The sequence below is a fragment of the Cupriavidus sp. OTU4054 genome, from assembly GCF_038440175.1.
Classification (GTDB): Bacteria; Pseudomonadota; Gammaproteobacteria; order Burkholderiales; family Burkholderiaceae; genus Cupriavidus; species Cupriavidus pauculus_D.
The window spans coordinates 1-26,675 of the sequence record NZ_JASATF010000027.1 but is presented as its reverse complement, the minus strand read 5'-3'; the positions used below and the strand labels follow the sequence as shown (position 1 = coordinate 26,675).

Here is a 26,675-nt window from a genome sequence, read left to right as displayed (position 1 = left end):
TCATGCGCCGCAGCCGATCACCCGAAGGAGCCTGGGCCAATAGCAGACAGGCTTGCCGTGCGCATCGCGCGTTTCGATCCTGACCTGGCTTTCGCCGCCAGCGGATGCGGATGCCAGAAAGGCGCGCAATTGCTCCGCCGCCTTCGGATCGCGAAGGACGTTCTCGAGCTTCTTGCTGCGTATCACTTTCATTCGCCTCGGCATGGTCTTCTCCAGAATAAGGGCGAGCCGACATACTCACATGGCGGCCGTCACACGGCACGCCAGGTCGTTTGAGGCATCCTGGCGCGACGAGAACCCGCACTGGTGTGTCGCCTTGTTAAATCGCAAGTCGCCGCCGCCACCCCTGTGGAAATCAAGAAACACCGTAGCAAATTAAGCGAAGAGCGATTTCAATCGCCGCAGCAGCGCACTTACCGCGCGCTGTCGATAAACGCCCCGAGCCGTTCCAGTCCGTGCGACCAGAACAGCGATAGGCCGCGCTCCTGTGCCTGTCGCAGGTTCAGCACCTTGAACACCCCCGCCAGCGCAGCGGCGGGTACGACCTGGATCGTGCCGAATTGCTTGATCCAGTGCTCGGCCTTGACGGCCGCGTCGTTGTTCAGGCGTTTGACGCTGTTGGTGGCGCTGTTCGACACCTTGCATTCGATGGCCATCAGCCGGGTGTCGTGCAGCCGCACGACGACGTCCGCCTTGCGTTCGCCGAGCGGGCATTCCGCGCAGAATTCCATCGCCTGCGGGCCGCGTACCAGCGTGTTGATGGGAACCGCCGCCACCTCGTGGAAGCCGAGCCCGCGCAGGTAGTCCTTGACCATCGTCTCCTGCGTATCCTTGCCATCGTTGCGCCGCTCGGTCGCGATGCGCTGGGCGGCCAGCAGTGCCGCGGAGGCGAGCAGGGCGGCTTCGCGCTCGGCGGCCGTGGGCGCCGTGCCCGCGGCGAACCACGGGAAGCGATGCGGGTCGATCACGCGTTCGATCACGCCGAAGACCTTCCGCAATGCGGCGGCATCCCTGCGCAATACGCCCGGCGCGCTCGAGTCCACGTCGGCGATCACGCGCAGGTCGTCATCCGAGATCGGCGGTCCGGCGAGGTAGCGCAGCGCTTCGCCAAGGCCCTGCCCATACGCGGCCGCCAGGCTCGTGTCGGTAATGCCGGCCGGCGTCAGGTCGCCCAGCGTGCGGAACAGCTGGTCGAACTTGTCACGCGCCTCGCGGTATTTCACATCCCATGCGTCGGAGATTTCCAGTCGCTCGGCACGAAACTGCGCAGCAGCGATGGCCGCGTCGCCGGCGAGCTCCTCATGGGTCCAGTGGCGCGGCAGGACGGTCATCCGAGCAGCCGCTCCAGCGTCGGAATCCGCAGCCGCTCGATCTCCTTCGGCTCGAACTTGGTCAGCCCGCCCGCATAGGTGCGACCGCTCCCGGTATCGATATTCCCATTGAGCCATGCCGCCAGCGCATGCATGACCTCGGGCGCAAGCACCTCGCGCGGATACAGCCCGTGCGCGATATTGATATGCCGCGCGTCGCAGGTATTGACCGTGAACTGCGGCGGGCGTCGCGCCATATAGGTACAGAGGATCGGCGCCGGCGCCTTGAGCCCGACCGACCACCACGCCTTGCGATGCGTCGCGATATACCCCTCGTGCGCGCCTTGCCTGCGCGCCCACGACAGGAACGCGTCGATGCGCTTGCGCTCCTCGCGCGTAAAGCCATCGAGTTCCGCGGGCAGATCGATCACGCTGCGCAGCGCGCCCGCCGTCCGCAGATGCGCGCCCGCTTGAATCAGATCCATCGCCTTGGTCACGGACGGGAATTTGACCCGCGCGGGCAGATCGCGCGCATGATCGCCCGCGATCCAGATACCGTTGGCCCCCGTCACCTGCCCGCGATGCACGCGAAACAGTTCGCCCAGCTCGATCTCGCCCGCCCGCGGCGCCGCCGGCGGCCGCACGATGATCGACCACTTGTGCGCGGTCTGCAGCGTCGCCCGCGCGATCTCGGTGCCGCCCGCGAGCCGCCCCAGTTCCGGCAAGGCCTCGACCGCATGCACGGTGACGGGCTCGGCATGCTCGCCCACACGGAAACACGTGATCGCGGCCGTCGTGGCCGTACCCGGAAACGCCTCGATCGTCGGCGCCAGCACATGCAACGCGGTGCCGCCAAGCTCATCGATCAGCAGCTTGCGCAGCGCGGACCCGTAGTTCACGTCCATCCATTCGGCCGACGTGATGAACGCGCCGACATCGCCGTCGTGCGCGAGCAGCCGCGTCTGCAGGAAAAAATGCAGATGGAGCCCGGCCAGCGCACTGGCCTTGATCCCGAGCGAGGCAAAGCGCTCGGCATACCAGGCCTTCCACGCCTCGCCGATATCGTGATGGCGCACGTAGGGCGGATTGCCGATAAACGCGGTCATGCCGTCCACGCGCGGCAGCTTGACCTTGCGATAGTCCTTGACCAGCACGCTGACGCGTCCGGCCCAGCCATGCGCGGCAGCATTCGCGCGCAGCATCAGCGCGGCGAGGGGATCCATCTCCACCGCGACGAGTTCGGCGTCGGGAAACATCTGGCCGGCCGCGAGGATAAAGCGCCCGGACCCGGCGCCCGGATCGACGATGCGCACGGGAGTGCCCTGCGTGGCCAGCCACGCCATCATCGCGTCCACGATCGGCTGCGGCGTGTAGACCGCGCCGGCCGCGCGCCGGTCGTCCGCGGAACGGATCGACGCAAACGCCTCGCCGAGCGGATCGGCCCCGCGCGCAATCTGCCTGCGCAATGCCTGCACGGCCTTGTTATCCACAGCCTCGACGCCTTTCACGAGCCGGCGCTCGGCCGCGGACAAGCCGCTGTCGTCTCCGATGAGCGCGTGGCACACGGAGACCAGATCCTGTTCGGTCCGCAGCATCATGTCTTGTCTCGATCGCCGGGCGGAAACAGGTCTGCCTGACCCTGCTGCTGTCTTTCGGTGAACGCGCGCATGTAGTCCCGCAGCACATCGGCGGCGGCGCGGTTATGGGCACGGCAGGCCTGCACGAACGCATCGCGCAGGTCTTTCTCGACCCTGATACGCATTCCGGAATCTTTGAGCGACATGGCAACGGAGCGTAGCACAGTGGATACACAATGTGTATCCATCACGGGACGGTGGAATAACGCCCACGGCGCACAAATGCCGCCGCGCGTGGCATGCTAGCCGCGTCTGTCCTCGCCCATCGCGGACATCCTTTGATTTGCCATCCATGACCTTCAGTCCCGCCGAAGCCAACCCGCCCGTCACCGACGAGGCGCTGGAAGTCCGCCACCTCGCCGCACGCCGCAGCACGCTGGTCAGCGTGTTCGTGAATATCGCGCTCACCATCGTGCAGGCGGCCATCGGCGTCGTCGCGGGCTCGCAGGCGCTGATCGCCGATGCCGCGCATTCGCTGTCGGACCTCGTCTCGGATTTCGTGGTGCTGGTCGCGGGCCATCACAGCCGCAAGGACGCCGACCTCGATCACCCCTACGGCCACCAGCGGTTCGAGACCGCGGCATCGCTGGCGCTGGGCGCGCTGCTGCTGGCCGTCGGCATCGGCATGCTATGGACGGCGGTCCAGAAGATCGAGCATCCGGAGCAGGTCCAGCCCGTCAAGCTCGTCGCATTGTGGGTGGCCATTGGCGCGCTGATCGCGAAGGAACTGCTGTTCCGCTACATGCTGCGCGTGGCCGAACGCGTGCGCTCGAGCATGCTGGTGGCCAACGCGTGGCACGCGCGCTCGGACGCGGCGTCATCGCTCGTGGTCGCGCTCGGCATTGGTGGCAACCTGCTCGGCTATCACGTGCTCGATCCCGTGGCCGCCATCGTGGTCGGCCTGATGGTGGCGCGCATGGGCCTGCAGTTCGGATGGGATGCGCTCAGCGACCTGATGGACCGCGCGGCCGACGAAGATACGGTGGCGGCCCTGCGGCAGACCATGCTCGAGACGCCCGGGGTGCTGGGCCTCCATGATCTCAAGACGCGGAAGATGGGCGACCTGATTCTCGTCGATGTCCACCTGGAGATTGCCGCCGACCTGACCGTCGAGCAGGGCCACGCGATCGCCGTGGACGCGCGCGAACGCGCAATGCGGCGCGATGACGTGCTCAATGTCATGACGCACGTCGATCCGGTCCGGCGCTAGGCCGCTCCGGTTAACGCAGATCGGCCCGCCGGTAGAGGCTCAGGCCCACCGCCAGGAACGCGAGCATCCCCGCGCAGCTGCGGTTGATCCATTTGAGCGTCCGCGCCGAAAACGTGCGCACCGCATGGCGGCCGCCCAGCGCGTAGATCGTCATCACGATCAGGTTGATCGTCGCGCTGATCAGTGCCAGCACCGTGTATTGCAGCGCGATCGGCCCGTCCGCGTGTACGAACTGCGGCAGGAAGGCCGAGACGAACAGCAGCGCCTTGGGGTTGGACAGCGCCACGAACAGCGCACGCAGGAACGCGGCCCGGCCGCTGGCCGAGGCGTCGTCGCGCTCCGCCACCAGCGCATGCGTGGGCGAACGCCAGATGACCCACGCCAGATAGAGCAGATACACCGCGCCGATCCACTTGATGGCCTCGAACAGCCGCTCCGACGCCAGCAGCAGCGCGCCCAGCCCGCAGCCCACGGTCCCGATCAGGATCAGATCCGCCAGCACGGCGCCCGCCATGCCGCAGGCGGCCACGCGCATGCCGCGCGTCGCGCCGTTGTTGAGGGCCAGCAGCACGGTCGGCCCCGGTGTGGCGATCACCGCCGAAACGGCCATCGTGTAAAGCAGCAACGTCGTCGCGTCCATCGATCGGATCCTGTGGAAAAACTCGGGAAAACCCTGTGGCCACGCTGGGGGTTCGCCATGGGATGCGCTGTGGAGCGTATACGAATAACTCGCGGCTTTCGACGTATACGCAAAAGGCCCTGTGGATGACCCAGCGTATACGCACAGCGTTGCCCAGACGGTTGTGAGCGCGGCAACTCCCTGAGCCAAAAGGGAAAGTTGCGGTTATCCACGGCGCGAGGCCTGTGTTAACTACTACTACTATCTTCGTATACGTAAACAATGCAGTAAACGTATACGCGTGCCGTTGCAGGAAACGAAAGATTTCCACAGCGGCAATGCAGGAAGGCTTGAAGGGGCTGTTGCAGGAATGCACGCATCCTTCCTCAAAAGTGCCGTAAGCCTCGCGTCTGGCAAGTCGCGCGCCTAGAATGGCCGATCCTTCCGCAGATCCCGCTCGGGCCGGTCACCCATGCATGACAAGAACACACCGGATCGTCCTTCCTCGCCGGACGGCCTCCGTCCGATCTCCCTGCAATGGGGATTCGCGCTGACGTTCGTCGCCTGGTTCGCGGAAGTCCTGCTGACGATCCTGCTGCGGCCCACGCTGCTGCGTCATGGCATCCAGCCGATCGCCGCCGGCGGCGTGATTCGCGTGATCTGCTATGGCGGCGTGTTCTCGTGGATGCTGCATGCCAGCCAGATGACGTACCGACAGCTGTTGCACCCGAGCCGGGCGAGCGTAGGCGCCACCGTGGGCCTGCTGGCGCTGCCGATCCTGATGATGGTGCCGATGATCGTTTTGCTCGATGCGGCGGTCAACTGGGTCCTGATGCAGGTGCTGCCGATGTCCGCGGAAGAGTCGAACTGGCTCGAACACGGCCTCACGAGCGGTATCGGCAGCTGGGTGCTGGTCTGTGCCATCGCGCCGATGGTCGAGGAAATGTTCTTCCGCGGCATTCTGCTGCGCGGCATGCTCAAGCGCTATCCGCCAGCCGATGCGATCGTCTACTCGGCGTTCGTGTTCGGCTTCGCTCACCTCAACGTCTACCAGTTCGTTATCGCATTCCTGATGGGACTGTTTGCCGCCGCGCTCTATCGGCGCACGCAGTCGCTCTGGCCCGGCATCCTGCTCCACGCCGGACTCAATACCGCCGTGATGATCTGGGCCAACCTCGGCAGCCAGGCATCCGGCGCCGCGGCGGCATGGCCGCCCGTATGGGTCTGCGCGGTGTTCGCCGCGGCCGGCATCGTGGGCGCGTGGATGCTGCGACGGATCCTGTGGTCCGCGCCACGGGGCGGAGAGATGTCGCCAGACGCGGATCCGACGCCGCCGGCCGCCTGAGCGGCCGCGGACGCCCTAGCGGGGCACCTGGAATGCCTTGCGCGCGCGCAACGCTTCCGCGCGCGTCGTGCAGCCTTCCACGTGATCGTTGACGAGTCCCATGGCCTGCATCAGCGCATACATGGTCGTCGGCCCGACAAACTTCCAGCCACGCTTCTTGAGGTCCTTGGACAGCGCGATGGATTCGGGCGACGTGGTCATCGCGGCCAGCGTCTCGCGCGTGATCTTCTTCGGGCGGGTCGCGGGCTTGGGCTCATAGCGCCAGAAGTACGCAGCGAGGGAAGGTTCGGTCTCCAGCAGCTCCAGCGCGCGCTGGGCATTGTTGATGGCGGCCTCGATCTTGCCGCGATGCCGCACGATGCCGGCATCGCCGAGCAGGCGCTCGACGTCGCGCTCGTCGAAGCGCGCGACCTTGCGGATATCGAAATTGGCGAATGCCTTGCGGAAGGCCTCGCGCTTGCGGAGGATCGTCAGCCAGCTCAGGCCGGACTGAAAGCCCTCCAGGCAGATCTTCTCGAACAGGCGCCGGTCGTCGTCTACCGGAAAGCCCCATTCGTTATCGTGATAGTGGCAGTAGTCCTCGATGGTGCCGCACCAGCTGCACCGCTCGCGCTCTGCGTTCGGGGATTGGGTCATGAGAGAAGTCCGCGGGAAGGATGGGGATATCGCCAACGGAATATACCCAATCTTCCCGACGGGAAGCGCGGCCCGTTGCAGGCGCGCCCGGCCCCCGATCAGAGGGCCGGAAACAGCCAATCAGGCAATCGGCTTGCCGGTACGATCGTGCATGAACAGCAGCGCGACGAAGCTCAGCGCCGCCGCGGCAATCGCGTAGTAGGCGGGTGCATGCTTGTCGCCGCTCGACTGGATCAGCCACGTGACGATCAGCGGCGAGAAGCCGCCGAAGATCGTGACCGCGAAGTTGTATGCGAGCGACAGGCCCGTGGAACGCACGTCGGTCGGGAACTGCTCGGCCAGCACGGCCGGTGCCGGACCCGTGAAGGCGGCAAGCAGGATGCCGAGCACGATCTGCACCTGCAGCAGCGTGCTCGTGGTCGGCGACACGTTGAGCCAGTGGAACAGCGGGTACGCGAGCACGCCGATCAGGAGCGCCACGGTGCCGAGCATGCGCTTGCGGCCCACGCGGTCCGACAGCATGCCCATGAGCGGGCACAGCACGAGGATGATCGCGCCGCAGATGGCCGTCGATTCGAACGTCGCGCCCAGCGGCAGACCGAGCTGCTGCTTGGCGTACGACGGCATGTAGAACACCAGCACGTACGTGCAGACGGTCCACAGCACGGTCACGCCCAGGCCCGCGACCACTTCACGCGGATGCTCGCGCAGCACCTGCGACAGCGGCGAGAACTTGACCTTGGAGGCCGCACGCTCGGCCTGGCGCGCCTCGAACTCGGGCGGCTCTTCCAGTTGCGAGCGGATATACATGCCGACCGGCGCGATCAGCAGGCCGAACAGGAACGGAATGCGCCAGCCCCAGGCATCCACCTGTGCCGGTTCCAGTCCGTTGATGACCAGCGCACCCATCGCGGCGCCGAGCATGAACGAGATGCCCTGGCTGGCCTGCTGCCAGCTCGCATAGGCCCCGCGCTCGCTGTCGGGCGCGTGTTCGATCAGGAACGCCGTGGCGCCGCCGACTTCGCCGCCGGCCGAGAAGCCCTGGATCAGGCGGGCCAGCACGATCAGCGCGGGCGCCCACGGGCCGATGGAGGCGTAGGTCGGCGCGAAGCCGATGATGGCCGTGCCCAGCGCCATCAGCAGGATGGTCAGCGTCAGTGCCGCCTTGCGGCCCACGCGATCGGCGTAGACACCGAGCACGATCGCGCCGACGGGGCGCATGACGAAGCCGACGCCGAAGGTCGCCACCGTCAGCAGGAACGACGTGATGTCATCGCCGGTAGGGAAGAACAGCCGCGAGATGATGACCGCGAAGAAGCTGTAGACCGTGAAGTCGAACCATTCGAGACCGTTGCCGATGGTCGCGGCGAGGATGGTTCGTCGTCGTTTGGCGGCGGAAGGAAGGGAATGTTGCGTGGCAGTGGCTTGCATGGATGTTTTGGGAATCGTTGTGCGGGCGATGCGCCGATATGGGGCACGGCCCGACGCCATCTTAAGCGATTCCTTACAACATCCAGAGAGAGGTCAGCCCGGCGGGTGGGGTTTGTGCGCGGCGTCCGCGGCGCCGGAATGGTCCGGCTGGGTGCGCGGGCGCCCGTGCGGGCGCCGCCTCGTGAACCACAGCCACACGGCGCTGGCCAGCCATCCGGTCACGAATACGGTGTCGCCCGCGTGGTTGAACAGGGCGGCGGCCGTCGCGGCATTGCCGAACAGCATGTTCAGGATTTCCGCGGGCAGACGCGCGACGATCCAGAGCAGCACCGCGGGTACGCTGCCATAGACGCCCGCCTGCCACCACAGCGCGTGGGGGAGGGTCGGGTCATGGGGCGTGCGCTTGGCCACGGTCGTGAAGGGGTAGAAAACGCGGTTGCGAGGCGCGCGGACAGGCTGTCCGGGCGTTGCCGGGCGGTACTTGTACAGGAGTTGCCGCCCTGTCTGCATCATAGGCCTAAACCCTTGAGTCCGGCCGTTCCAGTGCCGTGTCGGCCATTCGTGTGTGTGCGTTCACCCACGCTTTCCGGGCGCCGCGACGGCGCGCCGATCTTCAGTTTTTTTGCACGACCCCTTCGCATTTGACTCCCTCCACGGCCATCCATATTGGCCACACTGAATACATCGAAGAAAGCTTTTGAAGGGTGCAACATGCTTCCCGCCATTTATGTTTCGCACGGTTCCCCCATGCTGGCGATCGACCCAGGTCCGACGGGCACCGCGTTCGACGCGCTCGGCGAGCGCCTGCGCGCGCTCGCGCCCAAGGGCATCGTAGTCATCTCCGCGCACTGGATCTACAGCACGCTGGCCGTCAGCACGCGCGAGCGCCAGGAGGCGTGGCACGACTTCGGCGGCTTCCCGCGCGAACTCTACGCGCTGCGCTACGACGCGCCGGGCTCCCCCGCGCTGGCCGCCCGCGTCAAGCAGGCGCTGGAAAGCGCAAAGGTGCCGGGCATCAGCTACGTGGCCGAGGACAACGACCGGCCGCTCGACCACGGCGCGTGGATGCCGCTGCGGTATTTCTTCCCCGATGCCGACGTGCCCGTGATCCAGCTGGCGCTGAACCCGTACCTGCCGCCCTCGCGCCAGATCGAGATCGGCCGCGCGCTGGCGCCGCTGCGCGAGGAGGGTTACCTGATCATGGCGTCGGGCAGCTTCACGCATAACCTGCAGGAGGTGTTCGGCAACGGCCGGCCCGTGCAGCACGGCACCGACGTGGCCCCCTATGTGGACGCGTTCCGCGGCTGGATGCGGTCCGCCCTCGACGAGGCGCTCGCCACCGGCGACACCAGCCGTATCGCCGATTATCGCGAGCAGGCGCCCTATGCGCGCCGCGCGCACCCGACCGACGAGCATCTGCTGCCGTTCTACGTGGCGCTCGGTGCGGCGCTGGGTCCGGCGCCGGACGATGCCGACGGCAGTGCCCATGTCGACCGCGTGGCCGACGACGTCACCTACGGCGTGCTGGCGATGGACACCTTTGTGTTCGAGGGCATCGGTGCCGGCGCTCAGGCGCCGCTGGCCGAGGGCGCCGCGGTCAGGTAACGCCGCGCGGCGCGCGCGCCGAACAGTGCGATCCAGCCCATGGTCAGCGCCACCAGCGCGAGGCCGATGCGCAGGTTCGTCAGGTGCGCCGCGCCGCCGATCAGCACAGGCCCGAGCAGCAGGCCGACGTACGCGAAGCGCGCCACGCGCGCGATGGCCTCGGCCGGCGCCACGCCGGGCAGCCGCGAGGCGGCCACGAAGAAGATCGGCACCATGTTCGCGGCGCCGAGCCCCATCAGGCAGAAGCCGCCCAGCGCTGCGGTGGGTACGGGCAGCAGCAGGGCCAGCACGATGCCGGCAAAGCCCGTCCACGCGCTGGCCGTGAGCGTCGGGCCGTCGCCGAGCCGCGCGCGCAGCCAGTCGCCGCCGAAGCGCCCGCAGGCCATGCCGCCCGAGAACGCCGCATAGCCGAAGCTGACCCAGTCGGGCGGCGACGCCGCGACGTCGCGCATGTACACGCTGGTCCAGTCGTACATCGCGCCCTCGCCGATCAGGCCGAGGAAGGCCATCAGCCCGAGCAGCCAGAGCGCGCGCGTCGCATGCTCGCGATGATGGGCCGCGGACGGCATGACCGGATGATCGGCGAGCAGGCCGGGCAGCGTGACCACGGCCACGGTGGCCGTCAGCGCGGCCGTCATCGCCGCGTGCGCGAGCGGCGCGACGCCCAGCGACAGCATCAGGCCGCCGAACGAGGCCCCGGCCATGCCGCCGAGGCTGAACATGCCGTGCAGCGCCGACATCACGGGCCGCGTGCGGCTCGCTTCTACCGTGGCCGCCTGCGCGTTCATCCCGACGTCGAAGGCTGCATTGCACATGCCGAACAGCAGCAGCGCGGGCAGCAGCAGGACGAACGTGGGCATGGCCAGGATGGCGACGGTCGCCAGGGCGTAGGCGAGCCCGCTGAGCATCGAGGCGCGCGCGCTGCCGACGCGGGCAACCCAGCGGCCGACCGGCCCCATTGCGACAATGGCGCCACCCGCGACCGCGAGCATCGCGAACGACAGCATCGCGTCGGACAGTTCGAAGCGGGCCTTGATGGTCGGAATATGGACGCCCCACGTCGCGAAGGTCGCGCCGTTGACGAAGAACAGGGCCATGGTGCCGCGCGTGGCGCGGGAGACGGAATCAGTCGGTACGGTAGTGGAATCGGACATCGGAGGCCATGCGAAAGACAAGCCGCATGGTCTCACAATGCCGTGGCTGTCGCGTGCAGCAGGCCCCGCCGCCGCAACGCAAAGACGAACGCGCCGAGGCCCGCGAAGGCCAGCAGCACCATCGTCCAGAGCATGAGCCAGTATCCGTCCGCCGCGCGCCACATCAACGCGCCAAGCCATGGCGCCACGGCCTGCGCGAGCAGCACCGGCGTCATCATCAGGCCATTGAGCGTGGCGTAGTGATGGCGCGAGATCAGCTCGGGCATCGCCATCGCGCGCAGCATCGTATTGACGCCGTTGGCGCAGCCATAGAGCACGGCGGCCATCATGAGCCAGCCGCCCTTGCCGACCGCGAGGCAGGCCAGGCCGATGCCGAGCACCGTATAGGTCGGCAGCGAGAGCCGGATGGGCTGCCGGACCGGCAACTGCGTCATCACGAGCCGGCCCGCGACCTGCGCGGGACCGATCAGCGCGGCCACGATCAACTGCTCGGCCAGCGGCAGGCCTTTCTCGTTGAGCATCGGAATCAGGTGCGCGCCCAGCAGCGAGGCGATGACCGCGGTAGCGGTGAACGCGATCACCACGGCCCAGAACACGGGCTCGCGCAGCGTGGCGCGCGCGATGCCCGCATTGGCGCCCGTCGCGGCGCCCTCGAGCGGCGTGGCCGGTTGCACTGCGTGGTAGGTCGGATGGATCGTATAGCGCAGCAGCCGCGCATGCATCGGCGCGCAGACCAGCAGGTTCATCGCCGCAAAGCCGATCAGCGTGGGCCGCCAGCCCACATGGAGCACGAGCCATTGGGCGAGCGGAATAAACACGGTACTCGCCAGCCCCGCCATCAGCGTCACGTGCACGATCGGCTTCTGATACCCGTCGCCGAACGCCTGCCGCAGCACCACGAACGCGGGTTCGTACAACGTGGAGGCCATGGCCACGCCGAGCGGGATCCACATCAGCAGGAACATCGTCTCCGACGGGCTCCACGCCCAGAGCAGCAGGCCGATGCCCGCGAGCACCGAGCCGCCGCACATCACGCGATGCGCGGGTACGCGATCGAGCAATCGGCCCACCGCGAACGAGCACAGCGCCCAGACCAGCAGCCCAAGCGAGAAGCCGCCCGCGAGGAACGGCTTGCTGAAGCCGAGCGCGGCCTGCATCGGATCGATGAGTACGGTGAAGGAGAAGTAGAGCGTGCCCCAACTGATGACTTCGGTCAGGCCGAGGGTCCAGACGAGCGTCCGGGGGGAGGGTAAAGGCCGGCTATACGCGTTCTGCGGTGAGGGAGCGGACTGAGTCATGGCGCGCCCGCGGCTGCGCGCAGGTCACGGAGATGGGGGTCGGCCCATTGTATCGGGGGTGGTGCTGGCGGTGGCCGGGCGTGACCATGGCGTCGCATCGCAGCCACATGTCATGGCACATCGTCAGCAAGATCCGGAGGCCCCTTGAGCTCGACCATATTGCCGTCCGGATCGTGCAGATAGATCGACGGCCCCAGTCCCTCCGCACCATATCGCTGTTCCACGGGCCCGGCATCCACGCCATGAATACGAAAATGCTCGTAGATGGCCTTGGGATCGAACGGCTCGATACGCATGCAGAAATGATCGAGATTGCGTCCCTCGCGGCCCGGGCCGGCGCCGCCCATCCGGCCGAGCGTGCCGTCGAGCGAAATCACGTCGATCAGCGCACTGCCCGCGCGAAGCTGCGTGAGGCCGAGAGCCGCCTGCTCGCGTTCCACATGGCAGCCGAGCGCTTCCACGTAGAAGCGCACGAGGCGCGGGACATCTGCGGTGCGCAGCACGAGGTGATCGAGGCCGGCAATGCGGAACATGGTGGCTCCCTTCGTGGGTGGCTTCGTGGGTGGCGGCCGGACTCAGTTGTCCGGAATCAGGCGCTTGCCGAGACTCACGGCGGCATCGGCGCCGTAGCCGAGCTTCTCGTAGAACGCCATGACGGCGTCGTTGCCCTTGCGCACGAGCAGGTTGATCTTGGGGCAGCCGCGTTCCAGCAGCAGCGCCTCGGCGCGCGCCATCAGCATGCGCCCGTACCCGCGTCCCTGCAATGCGGGTTCCACCGCCACGTAGTACACCCAGCCGCGATGACCGTCGTATCCGATCATCGCGGTGGCCACGACGCGGCCGTCGTCCTCGCCGACGAGAAACAGCTCGGGCTGCTCGGTGAGCTTGCGCGCGATATCGCGCTTCGGATCGTTCCAGGGCCGCGTGAGGCCGCAGGCGTGCCAGAGGGCAATCACGGCCGCTTCGTCGGCCGGGGTGTAGGAGCGAAGTTGCATGGGACTGGTGTCGGGCCAAACCACCAGTGTACCCATGCCGGACTCAGGCGGCGCGCTGTCCCGTCTCCGGATGCCGGAACTGCTCGAGCAACTTCGCCCACCGCGCCCGCGCCGCCGCGAGGTTGTTCTCCTTCACATGGCCGAACCCGCGAATATCGTCCGGCAGATTCGCCAGCGCGACCGCGGTGTCGTGATTGGCCTGCGACAGCCCGCCAGCCAGTTCCTCGACCAGCGCCCGATACTCGCCGATCAGTGCGCGCTCGGTGCGGCGTTCCTCGGTACGGCCGAAGATATCGAGCACGCCGCCACGCAGCCCCTTGAGCTTCGCAAGGATCCTGAACAGCGTCATCGTCGATGGCCCAAAGCGGCGCTTGACCAGATGTCCCTTCTCGTCGCGCCGGGCCATCAGCGGCGGCGCAAGCCAGAAGTTGAGCTGGTAGTCGCGCCCCGGCTCGCCTTCGAACTGCGCGCGCAGCTTGTCGAGGAACACGGGGTCCGTATAGAGCCGCGCCACCTCGTACTCGTCCTTGTACGCCATGAGCTTGGCCAGATTGCGCGCCACGCCCTCGGTCACCGGCAGCGGCTTGCCACCCACCACCAAAGCCGACTCCGCGGCGCGGACCCGCTGCACCACCTCGCGGTACTGCTCGGCATACGCGGCGTTCTGGTACTTCGTCAGCAGATCCACACGGCTGGCAATCAGCTTCTCCAGCAGCGCGCCCGACGACGTTGGCAGCTTCACCACGTCGCCACCCTCGGCCACGTTGCCGAGCTTGCCCGTCAGCGACAGCACATGCTCGGGGTCGTGCGCCATATGGCGGCCCCAGTCGAACGCGGCCTTGTTCTTCTCGACGGACACGCCGTTGAGTTCGATCGCGCGTTCGAGCGCTTCCAGCGTCAGCGGAATCCAGCCCTTCTGCCAGGCATAGCCGAGCACGAGCGGGTTCGTGTAGATGGCATCGCCGATCAGCGCCACGGCCAGCGCGCTCGCGTTGATGAAGTCGCACGACTCGCCCACCGCGTTGCGCAGATCCTGCTCGGCCGACAGGCCCGGGAATTGCCACTTCGGATTGCGGATGAACTCCGCCGTCGGGGTTTGCGCGGTATTGACCACCGCGCGCGTCCGGCCCGCCTGCGTCTTCGAGATGACCTCGTCGGTTGCCGAGACGATCGCATCGCAGCCGATCACGAGATCGGCCTCGCCCATCGCGATCCGCGTCGCATGCAGGTCATCGGGTCGCGCGGCAATCTGCACGTGCGACAGCACCGCGCCACCCTTCTGCGCGAGGCCCGCCATGTCCAGTACCGTCACGCCCTTGTTCTCGAGGTGCGCGGCCATGCCGAGCAACCCGCCGATCGTCACCACGCCGGTGCCCCCCACGCCCGTCACCAGCACGCCATACGCGCGGTTCAGCGTTGGCAGCACGGGCAGCGGCAGCGCGGGCAGGCTCGACATCGAGATGCCATGCGCCTCGGGCTTGCGCACCTGCGCGCCTTCCGCCGTGACAAAGCTCGGGCAGAAGCCGTTGAGGCACGAGAAGTCCTTGTTGCACGACGACTGGTTGATCTGGCGCTTGGTGCCCAGCTCGGTCTCGAGCGGCTCCACCGACAGGCAGTTCGACTTCACCGAGCAATCGCCACAGCCCTCGCACACCGCGTCGTTGATAAACGCGCGCCGTGCCGGATCGGGATACGTGCCGCGCTTGCGGCGGCGGCGCTTCTCGGTCGCGCAGGTCTGGTCGTAGATCAGGATCGTGCAGCCGGGCACCTCGCGCAGCTCGCGCTGCATGGCATCGAGCTGCTCGCGGCCATGGACCGTCACGCCTTCCGGCAGCCGGATGGCGCTGTTGTACTTCTCGGGCTGGTCCGTGACGATGACGATGCGCTTCGCGCCCTCGGCATGCACCTGGAACGCGATGTCCTGCACCGACAGCTGGCCATCGACGGGCTGGCCGCCGGTCATGGCCACCGCGTCGTTGTAGAGGATCTTGTACGTGATGTTCACGCCCGCGGCAATCGACGCGCGAATCGCGAGCAGCCCCGAATGGAAGTACGTGCCGTCGCCGAGGTTGGCAAACACGTGCTTGTCGCCCGCGAACGGCGCCTGCCCGATCCACGCCACGCCCTCGCCGCCCATCTGGCTGAACGTGCTCGTATTGCGGTCCATCCAGACCGTCATGTAGTGGCAGCCGATGCCGGCCAGCGCGCGCGACCCCTCGGGTACGTTCGTGGACGTGTTGTGCGGGCAGCCCGAGCAGAACCAGGGTTTGCGCTCGGCCGTCACGCGCGGCGTGGCGAGCGCGCGCTCCTTGGCTTCGATGATCGCCAGCCGCGAGGCGATGCGCGCGCGCACGTCGGCGGGCAGCTCGAACTTCTCGAGCCGCGTCGCAATCGCCTTCGCGATGATCGCCGGCGACAGCTCGTAGTGGGCCGGCAGCAGCCAGTTGTTCTGCGGAATCGACCATTCGCCGCCCGCATTGTCCTTCTCGTCGAACTTGCCGTAGACCTTGGGCCGCACGTCGTCGCGCCAGTTGTACAGCTCTTCCTTGAGCGCGTACTCCATGATCTGGCGCTTTTCCTCGACCACGAGGATTTCCTGCAGCCCTTCGGCGAACGCGCGCGCGCCGTGCGCTTCCAGCGGCCAGACGCAGCCGACCTTGTACAGGCGGATGCCAAGCTGCGAGCAGGTCTCGTTATCGAGCCCGAGGTCGCACAGGGCCTGGCGCGTATCGAGGTATGCCTTGCCACCGGTCATGATGCCGAAGCGCGCGTGCGGCGAATCGATCTCGATACGGTCGATCTTGTTGGCACGCACGTACGAGAGCGCCGCGTACCACTTGTAGTCGAGCAGCCGCGCTTCCTGCTCCAGCGGCGGATCGGGCCAGCGGATATTGAGCCCGCCCGGCGGCAGGATGAAATCCTCGGGCAGCACGATGCGCACGCGGTGCGGATCCAGCTCCACCGACGCCGACGACTCCACCACGTCGGTCACGCATTTCATCGCGACCCATAGTCCGGAGTAGCGGCTCATTGCCCAGCCGTGCAGGCCGTAGTCCAGGTATTCCTGCACGTTGGACGGAAACAGCACGGGCAGCCCGCAGGCCTTGAAGATATGCTCGGACTGGTGCGCGAGCGTGGAGGATTTGGCCGAGTGATCGTCGCCGGCAAGGACCAGCACACCGCCATGGCGCGAGGAGCCCGCCGAGTTCGCATGCTTGAACACGTCGCCGGTCCGATCGACGCCCGGTCCCTTGCCGTACCACATGCCGAACACGCCATCGAACTTCGCGTCCGGGTACATGTTGACCTGTTGCGAGCCCCAGACCGCCGTGGCGGCAAGGTCCTCGTTGAGTCCAGGCTGGAAGACCACCTCGTGCGCGGCCAGATGCTTCTTGGCTTTCCAGAGCGACTGGTCGAGCGCGCCGAGCGGGGAGCCGCGGTAGCCGGAGATAAAGCCCGCGGTATTCAACCCGGCGGCGCGATCGCGTTCGCGCTGGAGCATGGGCAGGCGTACCAGGGCCTGCGTGCCGCTGATGTAGATACGGCCGCGTTCCAGCGTGTACTTGTCGTCCAGGGAAACATTGTCGAGCGCGCGACGGATGGCGTCGCTGACCGGGGCGGTCAGGGGTGCGTTCATGAAGGCTCCTCTATGGGGCATGCTGTCGGGATCGCCGACACATCATTTATGGGGCAGGCAGGCATTGCCTCTTGTGAAGGCGCCGCGTGACTGTGTCTCTGCGCGGATGGTAGCACTGCCGCCGCGCCGGCGGTACCTTGCCATGCAGCATAAAACGGGCCAGATCCCCCATGGTTTCCCCTAAGGACAGGTCTATCGCGTGTACACTGCGTTGCATCCAAGACCGCACCACCGGGTGTCTTTCCCGAGCCAAAGATGCGCATGCGCCGCATCGCACAGACCGCCAGATTCGCCCGGCCGCTTATTCCGCAAACGACATGACCATTGTTCCCCGCCAGGGCACCGCGACCCTGGCCGTGCTGATCGACGCCGACAACGCGACGCCCGCCATCGTGGAAGGCCTGCTGGCCGAAGTCGCCAAGTACGGCGTCGCCGCCGTCAAGCGCATCTACGGCGACTGGACCAAGCCCAACCTTGCCGGATGGAAGGAAAAGCTGCTGTCGCACTCGATCCAGCCGATCCAGCAGTTCCGTTACACGGTCGGCAAGAATGCCACCGACAGCGCGATGATCATCGACGCGATGGACCTGCTGTACACGGGCCGCTTCCAGGGCTTCTGCATCGTGTCGTCCGACAGCGACTTCACGCGCCTGGCCTCCCGTATCCGCGAGCAGGGCCTGACGGTCTATGGGTTCGGCGAGCGCAAGACGCCCAAGCCTTTCGTCACGGCCTGCGACAAGTTCATCTACTCGGACGTGCTGCGCGCCGAAGTGGATGTGGAGGGTGTCGAGGGCGTGGACGGCGCCGAGGGCGCGGTGGCACCGGCCCGCCGCCGCAACACGGGCGAACTGCGCCAGGACTCGCGCCTCGTGCGCCTGCTGCAGAGCGCCTCGAAGGCGGTGTCCGACGAGGACGGCTGGTCGACGCTGGGCGGCATGGGCAACCACATCGCCAAGCAGGCGCCCGAATTCGATTCGCGCAACTATGGCTACGGCAAGCTCTCGGAACTCGTGGCGGCTACGGGCCTGTTCGAGGTGGAGACGCGCAACGGCGGCAACAACAAGACGATCTGGGTACGCCTGAAGAAGCGCAACAAGGGTGGCGGACAGGACGTGAAACCGCCGCAGCGCCCCGTACCCGCGCCTGCGTCGGACGCCGCCTTCGGCGCCGATCTGGACGAGGTGGACCACGCGCCGGCCGTACCCGCCGCGGCGCCTGACTTCGACGACGAACCCGAATCGGATCTCGACCTCGACCTTACGCCCGAACCGGCACCGGTCACCCTGACCCCGGAAGTGGAAGAGAACGCGGGCTCGGCATCGACGCTGATTCCGGAAACCGTGGACGAGGGGGAAGACGAGGCACCCCGGCAGTCCCGCTCGCGCGGCAAGCGCACGCGGCGTCCCGAGGTGACCCTCGGCGACAAGCCCTGGCCGATCGACGCATCGGTGTTCGCGGCGCCGGGCGATACGGTGGTATCGGCCAGACCGGAAACCGCGCCGGTGGCCGAGCCCGAATCCGAGCCGGCCGTCGCTCCAGCTATCGACACACCGGAAGCGGACGAGGCGGCCCCGGCCCCCGCGAGGAAGGCCCCCGCCAAGCGCGCACCGCGAAAGCGCGCCCCAAAGAAAGCCGAGGGCTCAAAGAAGGCGGAGGGCTAATCCTCAGCGCACCAGCTGGTTGATCTCGATAATCGGCATCAACACCGCCAGCACGATCAGCAGCACCACGACGCCCATCGTCAGGATCAACAGCGGTTCGAGCAGGCTGGTCAGGAACAGTGTCCGCCGCTCGAGCTCCTGCCCCTCGCCGGTGGCGGCCCGCTCGAGCATCACCGGCAGGTTGCCGGTCGCCTCGCCCGAGCGAATCAGATGCACGAGCACGGGCGGAAACTGGTTCTGCGCCGCCAGCGCGCGCGCCAGCGACGCGCCTTCGCGCACGCGCGTGGTCGCATCATCGACGTTGGTCTTGAGCGCCTGATTAGTCAGCGTCTCGCCGGCCGCCTGCAGGCTGCGCAGAATAGGCACGCCAGCCGATACGAGAATCGCCAGCGTGCTCGCAAACCGCGCGGTGTTGTACCCGCGGATCAGCTTGCCCATCAGCGGTGCCGTCAACAGCCAGCGATGCCACGCGAGCCGGACATCGGGCTGCCGCAGCAGACTGCGGACGATCAGCGCGATGACCGCGATCACGCCCAGCGCCGCCCACCACCAGTTCCGCACGAAGTCCGACAGCGCCAGCATGACGATCGTCAGCGTCGGCAGCTTCTGCTTGGTGTTGGCGAACACGCTGACCACCTGCGGCACGACGTACGACAGCAGGAAGATCACGATCGCGAACGCCACCACCGTGACGATTGCCGGATAGGTGAACGCGAGCCGGATCTTCGAGGTCAGCGTGTTGCGCGTCTCGATATAGGTCGCCAGCCGCTCGAGCACGAGCCCCAGATGCCCCGAATGCTCACCGGCCGACACGAGCGCGCGGTAGATATCGGGAAAGTCCTTCGGATGCTGGGACAGCGCCACGGACAGCGAACTGCCGCCCATGACCTCGGCGCGAATGCCGGCGAGCAGTTCGTGCACGTACTGCCGCTCGGCCTGGTCGGCGAGCGCGCCGAGCGCTTCGTCGAGCGGCAGTCCGGACACGATCAGGCTGGCCAGCTGCCGCGTGAACAGCGCCTGCTCCTGCGTGCTGAGCCGGCGCACGAACAGCGCGCCGCCGGTCCGCTTGGCCATGCCGCTGCCCGCGAGCGGATCCACGATGATGGGCGTGAGCCCGCGCGCGCGCAGCTGGCTGCGCGCCTGCTTGGGACTGTCGGCCTCGATGACGCCGCGATCGGCGCGTCCGGCGGCGTCCGCGGCTTCGTAACGATATGCGGGCATGCTGCGTCAGGCTCCGGGGCTAATCGCGCGTGACGCGCAGCACTTCCTCGAGTGCCGTCGCGCCGCTGTCGATCCAGCGCTGCGCATCGCCACGCATCGTGTGCATGCCCTTGGCCAGCGCGGCCTGCTTGATCTCGGACTCCGGCACCTGTCGATGGATCATCGTGCGAATCTCGTCATCGACGCTCAGCAGTTCGTAGACACCCATCCGCCCCTGGTAACCCGAATTGCCGCACTTGTCGCAACCCACCGCGTGCCAGACGCGCTGCAGCGGCTTGCCCTCGGTGCGCAACACCTCGGCCTCCGCGGCGGTGACCTCGATGACCTCTTCGCGCTTGCAGTGCGGGCACAGCCGGCGTACCAGCCGCTGCGCGAGCACGCCGAGCAGCGACGACGACAGCAGGAACGGCTCGATCCCCATATCGACGAGACGCGTGACCGCCGAGGCCGAATCGTTCGTGTGCAGCGTGGCCAGCACGAGGTGGCCCGTCAGCGATGCCTGCACCGCGATCTGCGCGGTCTCGAGATCCCGGATTTCCCCGATCATCACCACGTCCGGATCCTGCCGCAGGATCGCGCGCAGGGCCTTGCCGAACGTCATGTCGATCCGCGGATTGACCTGCGTCTGACCGATGCCGTCGAGGTCGTACTCGATCGGATCCTCCACGGTCATGATGTTGGTCGTGTGCGAATCCAGCCGCGACAGCGCCGCGTACAGCGTGGTCGTCTTGCCCGAACCGGTCGGCCCCGTCACCAGCACGATGCCGTGCGGCTGGTGGATCAGGTGATCGAAATTGACGAGCGTCTCGCGCGCCATGCCGAGCTTGGCAAGGTCGAGGCGACCCGCTTCCTTGTCGAGCAGACGCAGCACCGCGCGTTCGCCGTGGCCGGTCGGCAGCGTCGAGACGCGGACGTCCACCGGACGCCCGCCCACGCGCAGCGTGATACGGCCATCCTGCGGCAGTCGCTTCTCGGCGATGTCGAGCTGCGCCATGATCTTGATCCGCGAGATCAGCGCGCCGTGAAGGGCCTTCTTGGGCCGCACCACGTCGCGCAGCGTGCCATCCACGCGGAAGCGCACCACCGAGGACGACTCGAACGGCTCGATATGGATATCGGAGGCGCCTTCGCGCGCGGCCTGCGTGAGCAGCGCATTGATCATGCGGATGATCGGCGCGTCGTCTTCGGATTCGAGCAGATCCTCGACCGCCGGAATGTCCTGCATCAGCCGGGACAGATCGACTTCGCCCTCCACCTCGCCAACCACCTGCGCGGCGCTGCCGTCCTGGCGGTTATAGGCATCGGACATCGCGCGTTCGAGCGCTTCCGGCTCCAGCACGCGCAGGCGCAGCGCGCCATGGACGCGGGTCACTTCGGCCAGCGCGGACGGGGCCGTGGCGCGGCTGACCCAGACCTCGAGGCCATCGGGACGCTGGTGCGCGATCAGCAGCCCGGCTTCGCGGGCAAAGCTGTACGGCACGAGCCGCGCGGCAACGGCCGAGGGCGGCTCGAGCGCGTCCAGCGCGTCGGGCGTGCCGGGTGCAAGGTCGGTCTCGTCAGGCTGGGTGGATACGTCGGTGGCCATGACAGGACTTTAGTTGATGGTGCCGTGCGAGAAGGCATCGGCGAGCGCCACGGCCGGGTTCGGGCGTGCCGCCTGGGTCGGTTGCGCCGGTGCCGGCGACGCCGGCGAACGCTGCGACAGCGGCCGCGACGGCTGCAGCGCCGGATCCGGCACCTGCTGCGGCGGCGTCAGCGGCTGCGGCGTCTGCTGCAGCGGCAGCGGCGGGGCCAGCGGCGTGGTGCTGCGCGGATCGACAAATGGTGCGGTCGGCGCCTCGGCCGGCGGCAGCTGCGGCGTGTCGCGCTGAGGGATCATGATGTTCTGCGGCACGAAGCCGGACTGCTGCGCACGCATGAAATCGTAACGGTCCTGCGCGAGCCGATCGGTCGCCGCGCCGGTACGCATGACGTAGGGCCGCAGGAATACGAGCAGGTTGGTCTTCTCGCGAACCTTGCTCTCGTAGCGGAACAGGCCGCCGATCCACGGCAGATCGCCAAGGCCGGGGACCTTCTGCACGTTCTCGGTGGCATTGTCCTGGATCAGGCCGCCCAGCACGATGATCTGGCCGTCGTCGACGAGCACGTTCGTCTCGATCGACCGCACATTGGTGGTCGGGCCCGACGTATTGTTCTGCGTGCCGTTCAACACCGATGACGATTCCTGATAGATCTGCAACTTCACGAGACCGCCGTCGGTGATCTGCGGGCGCACGCGCAGCGTGATACCGACGTCCTTGCGGTCGAACGTGTTGAACGGCGTCACGGTAGACGTGCTGCCGGTCTGCGCGTACGAGCCCGTCGTGATCGGGATGTTCTGGCCGATCAGGATCTTCGCTTCCTCGTTCTCGAGCGTGATCAGGTTCGGCGTGGACAGCAGGTTGACGCTCGAATTGGTCCCGAGCGCGCGCAGCAGCGCGCCCAGCCCGATCGCGCGATTCACGATGCCGAGGTTCAGGCCGCCCAGCGACGGGACGAACTGGCTTGCCGCGGCGAGCCCCGCTGTCGGATTCTGGTTATACGCGGCGACGGCACCGGTCAGGTTGAGGATGTTCTGCCCGCCCACCCCGAAGTTCGTGCCCGCGAACACGCCCGTATTGTTGTTGTCCGAGCTCAGCAGCCCCTGCCACTGAATGCCCAGCTCGGCCGAGTTGTTGGCCGTCACCTCGACGATCATCGACTCGATATAGACCTGCGCGCGGCGCTGGTCGAGGTCGTCGATGACGCTGCGCAGGTTCCGGTAGACCGGTTCCGTCGCCGTGATGATCAGCGTATTGGTCGCCGGATCGGCCTGGATGATGCCGCCCGTGGTCGGCTGCTGGTTCGTGGCGAACGACGCGGAGAACGCATTGCCGCCGCCGCTGCCGAAGCTCGACCCGCTGCCCGACCGGCTGCCGCTGCTGCCGAAACCGCCGTACCCGCCCGAGCTGCTGCCACCAAACTGCCCGCCAGTCTGCGAGCCCTGCGACTGCGCGTAACCCCCCGCGCCCGCGGCGGCCGTGCCGCCCGCGCCGCCAGGCTGCGTCGTGGACGCAAAACTGCTGTCGGCCGCGACGATCGCGCGCAGCGTGGCCGCGAGCTTCACCGCATCGGCATTGCGCAGCGGCACGACCCAGATATTGCCGGGGCGCGCATAGGGCTGGTCGATCTTCTCGATCAGCATGCGCGCCTGTTGCACGCGCGCGCGACTCGACGCACGAATCATCAGCGAATTGCTACGCGGCTCGGCCACCACGGTCGTGCGCAGGCTCGAATCGCCCGTACCCGCCGCCGCGGTGCCGCCGGCCGCGGACGGATCGAGCAGCTTCTGCAGCGTGAGGGCCGCGTCGCTGGCAATCGCGTTCTTGAGCGGCACGATCTCGACTTCCCCGGTCGCCGGCGCATCGACGGCCGCGATGATGCGGGCCAGACGGCGCAGGTTGTCGGCGTAGTCGGTAATGACGAGCGTGTTGTTGGCCGGGTACGCGGTAATCGTGTTGTTCGGCGCGATCATCGGCCGCAGCACGGGCACGAGGTTGTTCGCGGACTCGTAGTTGAGCCGGAATACCTGGGTCACGACCTGGTCGCCGCGTCCCGCCGCGCCGCCGATCACGGTCGGCGAGCCCTGCAGCTTGGCGTCGGCTTCGGGCACGACCTTGGTGAAGCCGTTGCTCTCGACCATCGCGTAGCCCTGCATGCGCAGCACGGAGCCGAGTGTCTCGAGCGCCTGCGCGCGCGACACCGGCTGTTCGGTCACCAGGTTCACGGTGCCCTTGACGCGGGGGTCGATCACGAAGTTCTTGCCTGTCGCCTGGCCCACGGCCTTGACCACGGAGTCGAGGTCCGCGTTGACGAAGTTCAGCACAACCTGGTCCCGGCTTGGCGGCGAGACGTCGGCCTGCTGCGCCCAGAGCGGCGCAGGCGCAAGCAGGGAAAGGCCGCACAGCAGGGCGGTGGCGCGCGCGAGGGCGGTGCGGATGAAGGGTCGGTGTGCTTGGGTTTTCATAATCGGTTCCAGCCGGCTTCGGATGCGTCGTAGTTCAGAAGCGCAGCCTTGTCACATTGTCCTCTCGTCGTCCCAGCAGGCTCAGCAGCCCAGCCAGTTGCGCGGCCGCATCGGGATCGGCCTTCGCCGTTCCATCGAATCGTGCCGGCTTGCCCAGCGTGCCGCTGCCCTCCAGGTACAGCGGCCCCGCCATGGTCTTCAATTCCAGTCTTCCCGCCGTGCCGGTCCAGTCGATCTCGGCGCGGTAGCTGCCCAGCGGCCGCAGCCGGCTGACCGCCGATGATACTTGCTCGATGCGCAGGGTCAGATGACCCTCGAGCGCGCCGTCGGCAAAGCGGCCGCGCATCGCCGTCCAGTCCAGCCGCATCTGCCCGTCGGGGCGCAGCGTATTGAACGGTGCGCCCACGCCCTCCAGCAGCGACGCGGGCAGGCGCATCGCGCCGGCCTGCGCGGTCCATCCGCGCGGCGTCACCGCCAGCGCGACGGGCGCGGCCAGCGAGTGGTCATGCGACACGACCACGCGCAGCGTGCCCGTGAGCAGCGGCCAGAACGGCACGGACCACGCCAGCCGCCCCGGCAATACGGTTGCGGTCTGGCTGCCCGCGCCGGCCGACAGCGCCAGCGTGGCGCTGCCATGCCAGATCGTGCCGGCCGCGTCGGCCAGCAGCACGCGCTGCCCCGATCGTGCCGCCACGCTGTCCGCCAGCCAGGCGGCGGGCAACTGCGCGATCAGCGTGGCGATGACCACCATCACGCCCAGCAGCGCCCATCGCACGCGCCGCCAGACGTTCGACTCGCGCCTGCGCCGGCGCGGCAGCCGCAGGGACTCCAGCCGGGCCATCAGTTGCGCCCGCCGGCGCCAGGGCCTTGCAGTGTGGCGGTGACGTTGACCAGCGCGGTGGCGCCGACGTACTGGAACCGCGCGTCCGTGACCTTGAGGCGCTGTTGCAGGCGTACGTCCTGCAGCCAGCTCGCCACCGATCCGAACGCGACCTTCTCCAACTGCACCTGCACCGCGTTGTCCCCGGTCGTTGCCAGCCGCGTGGCCTTGAGGCCGTGCTGGCCGAGGCTGTCCTGCAATGCCTGCGTCAGCGCGTCGCCGCGCAGCGACGGCGCGGGGCTCGCGGACAGGCCGCGTGCTTCCTGCGCAAGCGTTTCCATTTCCGCGAGACTGGCGCGCAGGCCGGGCAGCGTTTTGGCCAGCGCCACGCGACCGGTGGCGGCAGGCTCCCACAGCACCGTGTAACCGACCACCAGCAGCAGAATCAGCGAGCCGCCGCCGAGAATCGCCTGTTCGCGCGGATTGCGGGCTTCCCAGAAGGCATCGAACCGTTCGTGCCAGCGCTCGGGAATGCGCGGACGCAGCCGCGCGAAGCGCGCCATCACGTTGGCCCCGCGCGGGCCCTTGCCGCGCGCGGCGGCTTTGCCCGTGTTCATCCCGGTATTTGTCTTGTCTTTCATGATCCGGGCTTCACCGTCCAGCGCGAGCCCGCGGGCCCGGGCGTGCCGGTGGCGCGCGTCATCGCGTCCGGCGGGTTCTTGTCTTCATCCATCTGCAGGCCCGACTGGCGCACGCTATTGCGCAGCGCGTTCGTGTCGATGCCGGGTTTCAGCGTCACGTACAGCGTGTGGCCGCGATACTCGAGCGCCTGCAGCGCATCGGGCGCCAGGCTGCGCGCGGCGCTGGCGAAGCGGTCCGCGAGCGGCAGGAAATCGTCGGGCGTGCTGCGCCCGGAGGCCAGCCGCAGCTGCTCCACCTGCCGGCGCATCTGCAACGGCGGGTCGATCACGACCGGGATCTGCGGAAATGCCGTGCGCAGGGCCTGGGTTTGCGCGGCTTCCAGCTGATCGCGCTCCTTGCGCAGCATCAGCCAGTGCACGTTCATGCCGATCAGCTGCACGAGCAGCACGCCGCAGGCCAGCACCAGCGGCAGGCGCCACGCGCGCAGGTTCCAGCGGTCGATGCGGCCCTGCGCGAATTCGAACTGCGCGAGGTCGAGGTCGCGTTGCCGCAGGCAATCCTCGGCACCCTCGAGCCAGACGCGCCAGTCGTCCAGCGGCCGGGGCGCGCGGCCCGTATGCCGGCGTTCGTAGAGCGCGGGGACCGGCGCATGCGCGAGCGCGGCGCGGTCGCCGTGCCAGCGCCCGGCCGGCGCAAGGGCCTGCCACGCGGCGAGCGCGTCGTCGCCGAGCAGCAGGCCGTAGCCGTCATAGGCGCCCGTGCGCACCGTCACCTGCCAGAGCCGGCCATTGCCGATGCGGGTGGCGGGCGCGTTCTCGAGCAGCGACGCGGAGTCGGCGAGGGCCGCCGTGGCGCCCTCGACCACGAGCGTCGCCAGCTGTACGGGCGCGACCGCAGCCCCTCCGGCCGCGACCCCGGCACCGTTTGAAGCGCCGTCGATGGCGCGCTGGTCCGCGCCCTGGTCCTCGCTCTCGTCCTCGGGATCCGCCAGCGGATCGACCTCGGCATCCGCGCCCTCGGTCGCCGTCGCGAGCTTCGGCTCGTATTTGCGCAGGACCTGCGGCGACGCCAGCGGCGTCAGCGGAATACACAACTGGGCGGGCACCACATGGCGCCGGCGGTGCTTGTGATCGGCAAATGCGTCGAGTACCGCCCGCAGCCACGCCCGGTCGGCCACCATCAGCAGCCGCCGCCGTGGGCCGCCCGGCGGCGCGCCGGGGGCCCGCCCCGGGGCCCGGGCGGTATTGGGAGGGGGGGGCACGGGGGCGGGCGCCACGGAGCCCCGCATCGGGAGCGCCAGCGGTGGGCGGGGCGGGGGGCGCGGGGGGCGAGGGGCCCTGGGCGCGGCGGTGCGGGGCGCCGGCACTGGCACCCAGCAGCAGCCAGCGAATCAGCTGCGTGGCCTGCAG

General features: G+C 67.9%; 22 protein-coding genes and 1 pseudogene. 4 read left to right on the top strand and 19 right to left on the bottom strand.

Annotated elements, in window-relative coordinates; all coding sequences use genetic code 11:
* From AAHB16_RS25890 to AAHB16_RS25875, 4 genes are all read right to left on the bottom strand, one after another.
* Nucleotides 1-192 (bottom strand): hypothetical protein, encoded by a 192-nt coding sequence (locus AAHB16_RS25890; RefSeq protein WP_150373460.1) that lies wholly within the window; start codon nucleotides 190-192, stop codon nucleotides 1-3.
* A 221-nt stretch (nucleotides 193-413) separates the two neighbouring features.
* Nucleotides 414-1,331: a XamI family restriction endonuclease gene (locus AAHB16_RS25885; protein ID WP_342052347.1), complete on the bottom strand. Its 918-nt coding sequence runs from the start codon at nucleotides 1,329-1,331 to the stop codon at nucleotides 414-416.
* Nucleotides 1,328-2,908 (bottom strand): Eco57I restriction-modification methylase domain-containing protein, encoded by a 1,581-nt coding sequence (locus AAHB16_RS25880; RefSeq protein ID WP_342052346.1) that lies wholly within the window; start codon nucleotides 2,906-2,908, stop codon nucleotides 1,328-1,330. The genes AAHB16_RS25885 and AAHB16_RS25880 overlap by 4 nt, the downstream gene beginning before the upstream one ends.
* The gene (locus AAHB16_RS25875; protein ID WP_223851360.1) at nucleotides 2,905-3,072 is read right to left on the bottom strand and encodes a plasmid-related protein; all 168 of its coding nucleotides are present in this window, start codon (nucleotides 3,070-3,072) and stop codon (nucleotides 2,905-2,907) included. Before AAHB16_RS25875 ends, AAHB16_RS25880 begins: the two co-directional genes overlap by 4 nt.
* Before the next feature lie 167 nt (nucleotides 3,073-3,239).
* Here AAHB16_RS25875 and AAHB16_RS25870 point away from each other — a divergent pair, with 167 nt between their 5' ends.
* On the top strand, nucleotides 3,240-4,157 hold the full coding sequence (locus tag AAHB16_RS25870; protein ID WP_150373464.1) for a cation diffusion facilitator family transporter: 918 nt from the start codon (nucleotides 3,240-3,242) through the stop codon (nucleotides 4,155-4,157).
* A 10-nt stretch (nucleotides 4,158-4,167) separates the two neighbouring features.
* On the opposite strand, the gene AAHB16_RS25865 is transcribed toward AAHB16_RS25870, so the two are convergent.
* Nucleotides 4,168-4,797 carry a LysE family translocator gene (locus AAHB16_RS25865; protein WP_150373465.1) on the bottom strand — a complete coding sequence of 210 codons (630 nt, stop codon included), beginning with the start codon at nucleotides 4,795-4,797 and terminating at the stop codon, nucleotides 4,168-4,170.
* Nucleotides 4,798-5,248: 451 nt separating this feature from the next.
* Between AAHB16_RS25865 and AAHB16_RS25860 the strand changes: the two genes are divergently transcribed.
* Complete coding sequence (locus tag AAHB16_RS25860) at nucleotides 5,249-6,121, top strand: CPBP family intramembrane glutamic endopeptidase (protein ID WP_342052345.1); 873 nt, start codon at nucleotides 5,249-5,251, stop codon at nucleotides 6,119-6,121.
* A gap of 15 nt (nucleotides 6,122-6,136) precedes the next feature.
* Here AAHB16_RS25860 and AAHB16_RS25855 read toward each other — a convergent pair whose 3' ends face one another.
* From AAHB16_RS25855 to AAHB16_RS25845, 3 genes are all read right to left on the bottom strand, one after another.
* The gene (locus AAHB16_RS25855) at nucleotides 6,137-6,757 is read right to left on the bottom strand and encodes a DNA-3-methyladenine glycosylase I (protein WP_150373467.1); all 621 of its coding nucleotides are present in this window, start codon (nucleotides 6,755-6,757) and stop codon (nucleotides 6,137-6,139) included.
* 120 nt (nucleotides 6,758-6,877) lie between these two features.
* A complete protein-coding gene (locus AAHB16_RS25850; protein ID WP_150373468.1) occupies nucleotides 6,878-8,188 on the bottom strand; it encodes an MFS transporter in 1,311 nt (436 codons plus the stop codon).
* A 93-nt stretch (nucleotides 8,189-8,281) separates the two neighbouring features.
* A complete protein-coding gene (locus AAHB16_RS25845; RefSeq protein WP_223851361.1) occupies nucleotides 8,282-8,701 on the bottom strand; it encodes a hypothetical protein in 420 nt (139 codons plus the stop codon).
* A 198-nt stretch (nucleotides 8,702-8,899) separates the two neighbouring features.
* On the opposite strand from AAHB16_RS25845, the gene AAHB16_RS25840 reads away from it, so the two are divergent.
* The gene (locus tag AAHB16_RS25840) at nucleotides 8,900-9,793 is read left to right on the top strand and encodes a DODA-type extradiol aromatic ring-opening family dioxygenase (protein ID WP_150373469.1); all 894 of its coding nucleotides are present in this window, start codon (nucleotides 8,900-8,902) and stop codon (nucleotides 9,791-9,793) included.
* On the opposite strand, the gene AAHB16_RS25835 is transcribed toward AAHB16_RS25840, so the two are convergent.
* The 5 genes from AAHB16_RS25835 to AAHB16_RS25815 form a co-directional block, all read right to left on the bottom strand.
* Nucleotides 9,757-10,947 carry an MFS transporter gene (locus tag AAHB16_RS25835; RefSeq protein WP_342052344.1) on the bottom strand — a complete coding sequence of 397 codons (1,191 nt, stop codon included), beginning with the start codon at nucleotides 10,945-10,947 and terminating at the stop codon, nucleotides 9,757-9,759. The two genes, AAHB16_RS25840 and AAHB16_RS25835, sit on opposite strands and share 37 nt — an antisense overlap.
* Nucleotides 10,948-10,979: 32 nt before the next feature.
* Nucleotides 10,980-12,245 carry an MFS transporter gene (locus tag AAHB16_RS25830; protein ID WP_342052343.1) on the bottom strand — a complete coding sequence of 422 codons (1,266 nt, stop codon included), beginning with the start codon at nucleotides 12,243-12,245 and terminating at the stop codon, nucleotides 10,980-10,982.
* A gap of 110 nt (nucleotides 12,246-12,355) precedes the next feature.
* On the bottom strand, nucleotides 12,356-12,778 hold the full coding sequence (locus tag AAHB16_RS25825) for a VOC family protein (protein WP_342052342.1): 423 nt from the start codon (nucleotides 12,776-12,778) through the stop codon (nucleotides 12,356-12,358).
* A gap of 42 nt (nucleotides 12,779-12,820) precedes the next feature.
* On the bottom strand, nucleotides 12,821-13,240 hold the full coding sequence (locus AAHB16_RS25820; protein ID WP_150373472.1) for a GNAT family acetyltransferase: 420 nt from the start codon (nucleotides 13,238-13,240) through the stop codon (nucleotides 12,821-12,823).
* A 43-nt stretch (nucleotides 13,241-13,283) separates the two neighbouring features.
* Nucleotides 13,284-16,877, bottom strand: coding sequence for an indolepyruvate ferredoxin oxidoreductase family protein (locus tag AAHB16_RS25815; protein WP_342052341.1), 3,594 nt, complete (start codon nucleotides 16,875-16,877; stop codon nucleotides 13,284-13,286).
* A 317-nt stretch (nucleotides 16,878-17,194) separates the two neighbouring features.
* Between AAHB16_RS25815 and AAHB16_RS25810 the strand changes: the two genes are divergently transcribed.
* Nucleotides 17,195-18,538, top strand: a complete 1,344-nt coding sequence (locus AAHB16_RS25810) for an NYN domain-containing protein (RefSeq protein ID WP_342052340.1) — start codon at nucleotides 17,195-17,197, stop codon at nucleotides 18,536-18,538.
* Between the two features lie 3 nt (nucleotides 18,539-18,541).
* Here the strand turns inward: AAHB16_RS25810 and gspF are convergent, their stop codons facing one another.
* The 6 genes and pseudogenes from gspF to gspL form a co-directional block, all read right to left on the bottom strand.
* A complete protein-coding gene (gspF, locus tag AAHB16_RS25805; protein WP_150373475.1) occupies nucleotides 18,542-19,759 on the bottom strand; it encodes a type II secretion system inner membrane protein GspF in 1,218 nt (405 codons plus the stop codon).
* Nucleotides 19,760-19,778: 19 nt separating this feature from the next.
* The gene (gene gspE, locus AAHB16_RS25800) at nucleotides 19,779-21,344 is read right to left on the bottom strand and encodes a type II secretion system ATPase GspE (protein WP_150373476.1); all 1,566 of its coding nucleotides are present in this window, start codon (nucleotides 21,342-21,344) and stop codon (nucleotides 19,779-19,781) included.
* Nucleotides 21,345-21,353: 9 nt separating this feature from the next.
* Nucleotides 21,354-23,804: a type II secretion system secretin GspD gene (gene gspD / locus AAHB16_RS25795; RefSeq protein ID WP_342052339.1), complete on the bottom strand. Its 2,451-nt coding sequence runs from the start codon at nucleotides 23,802-23,804 to the stop codon at nucleotides 21,354-21,356.
* 34 nt (nucleotides 23,805-23,838) lie between these two features.
* The gene (locus AAHB16_RS25790; protein ID WP_150373478.1) at nucleotides 23,839-24,645 is read right to left on the bottom strand and encodes a type II secretion system protein N; all 807 of its coding nucleotides are present in this window, start codon (nucleotides 24,643-24,645) and stop codon (nucleotides 23,839-23,841) included.
* Nucleotides 24,645-25,241 carry a type II secretion system protein M gene (locus AAHB16_RS25785; protein WP_342052382.1) on the bottom strand — a complete coding sequence of 199 codons (597 nt, stop codon included), beginning with the start codon at nucleotides 25,239-25,241 and terminating at the stop codon, nucleotides 24,645-24,647. Before AAHB16_RS25785 ends, AAHB16_RS25790 begins: the two co-directional genes overlap by 1 nt.
* 20 nt (nucleotides 25,242-25,261) lie before the next feature.
* Nucleotides 25,262-26,482: pseudogene (gene gspL, locus AAHB16_RS25780) on the bottom strand (type II secretion system protein GspL); the annotation flags it as partial.
* Nucleotides 26,483-26,675: the final 193 nt, after the last annotated feature.

Excerpts from the sequence above, each read along its gene's own strand:
- AAHB16_RS25890 (WP_150373460.1), bottom strand. The coding sequence starts at position 192 with ATGAAAGTGATACGCAGCAAGAAGCTCGAGAACGTCCTTCGCGATCCG.
- AAHB16_RS25885 (WP_342052347.1), bottom strand. The coding sequence starts at position 1,331 with ATGACCGTCCTGCCGCGCCACTGGACCCATGAGGAGCTCGCCGGCGAC.
- AAHB16_RS25880 (WP_342052346.1), bottom strand. The coding sequence starts at position 2,908 with ATGATGCTGCGGACCGAACAGGATCTGGTCTCCGTGTGCCACGCGCTC.
- AAHB16_RS25875 (WP_223851360.1), bottom strand. The coding sequence starts at position 3,072 with ATGCGTATCAGGGTCGAGAAAGACCTGCGCGATGCGTTCGTGCAGGCC.
- AAHB16_RS25870 (WP_150373464.1), top strand. The coding sequence starts at position 3,240 with ATGACCTTCAGTCCCGCCGAAGCCAACCCGCCCGTCACCGACGAGGCG.
- AAHB16_RS25865 (WP_150373465.1), bottom strand. The coding sequence starts at position 4,797 with ATGGACGCGACGACGTTGCTGCTTTACACGATGGCCGTTTCGGCGGTG.
- AAHB16_RS25860 (WP_342052345.1), top strand. The coding sequence starts at position 5,249 with ATGCATGACAAGAACACACCGGATCGTCCTTCCTCGCCGGACGGCCTC.
- AAHB16_RS25855 (WP_150373467.1), bottom strand. The coding sequence starts at position 6,757 with ATGACCCAATCCCCGAACGCAGAGCGCGAGCGGTGCAGCTGGTGCGGC.
- AAHB16_RS25850 (WP_150373468.1), bottom strand. The coding sequence starts at position 8,188 with ATGCAAGCCACTGCCACGCAACATTCCCTTCCTTCCGCCGCCAAACGA.
- AAHB16_RS25845 (WP_223851361.1), bottom strand. The coding sequence starts at position 8,701 with ATGATGCAGACAGGGCGGCAACTCCTGTACAAGTACCGCCCGGCAACG.
- AAHB16_RS25840 (WP_150373469.1), top strand. The coding sequence starts at position 8,900 with ATGCTTCCCGCCATTTATGTTTCGCACGGTTCCCCCATGCTGGCGATC.
- AAHB16_RS25835 (WP_342052344.1), bottom strand. The coding sequence starts at position 10,947 with ATGTCCGATTCCACTACCGTACCGACTGATTCCGTCTCCCGCGCCACG.
- AAHB16_RS25830 (WP_342052343.1), bottom strand. The coding sequence starts at position 12,245 with ATGACTCAGTCCGCTCCCTCACCGCAGAACGCGTATAGCCGGCCTTTA.
- AAHB16_RS25825 (WP_342052342.1), bottom strand. The coding sequence starts at position 12,778 with ATGTTCCGCATTGCCGGCCTCGATCACCTCGTGCTGCGCACCGCAGAT.
- AAHB16_RS25820 (WP_150373472.1), bottom strand. The coding sequence starts at position 13,240 with ATGCAACTTCGCTCCTACACCCCGGCCGACGAAGCGGCCGTGATTGCC.
- AAHB16_RS25815 (WP_342052341.1), bottom strand. The coding sequence starts at position 16,877 with ATGAACGCACCCCTGACCGCCCCGGTCAGCGACGCCATCCGTCGCGCG.
- AAHB16_RS25810 (WP_342052340.1), top strand. The coding sequence starts at position 17,195 with ATGACCATTGTTCCCCGCCAGGGCACCGCGACCCTGGCCGTGCTGATC.
- gspF (WP_150373475.1), bottom strand. The coding sequence starts at position 19,759 with ATGCCCGCATATCGTTACGAAGCCGCGGACGCCGCCGGACGCGCCGAT.
- gspE (WP_150373476.1), bottom strand. The coding sequence starts at position 21,344 with ATGGCCACCGACGTATCCACCCAGCCTGACGAGACCGACCTTGCACCC.
- gspD (WP_342052339.1), bottom strand. The coding sequence starts at position 23,804 with ATGAAAACCCAAGCACACCGACCCTTCATCCGCACCGCCCTCGCGCGC.
- AAHB16_RS25790 (WP_150373478.1), bottom strand. The coding sequence starts at position 24,645 with ATGGCCCGGCTGGAGTCCCTGCGGCTGCCGCGCCGGCGCAGGCGCGAG.
- AAHB16_RS25785 (WP_342052382.1), bottom strand. The coding sequence starts at position 25,241 with ATGAACACGGGCAAAGCCGCCGCGCGCGGCAAGGGCCCGCGCGGGGCC.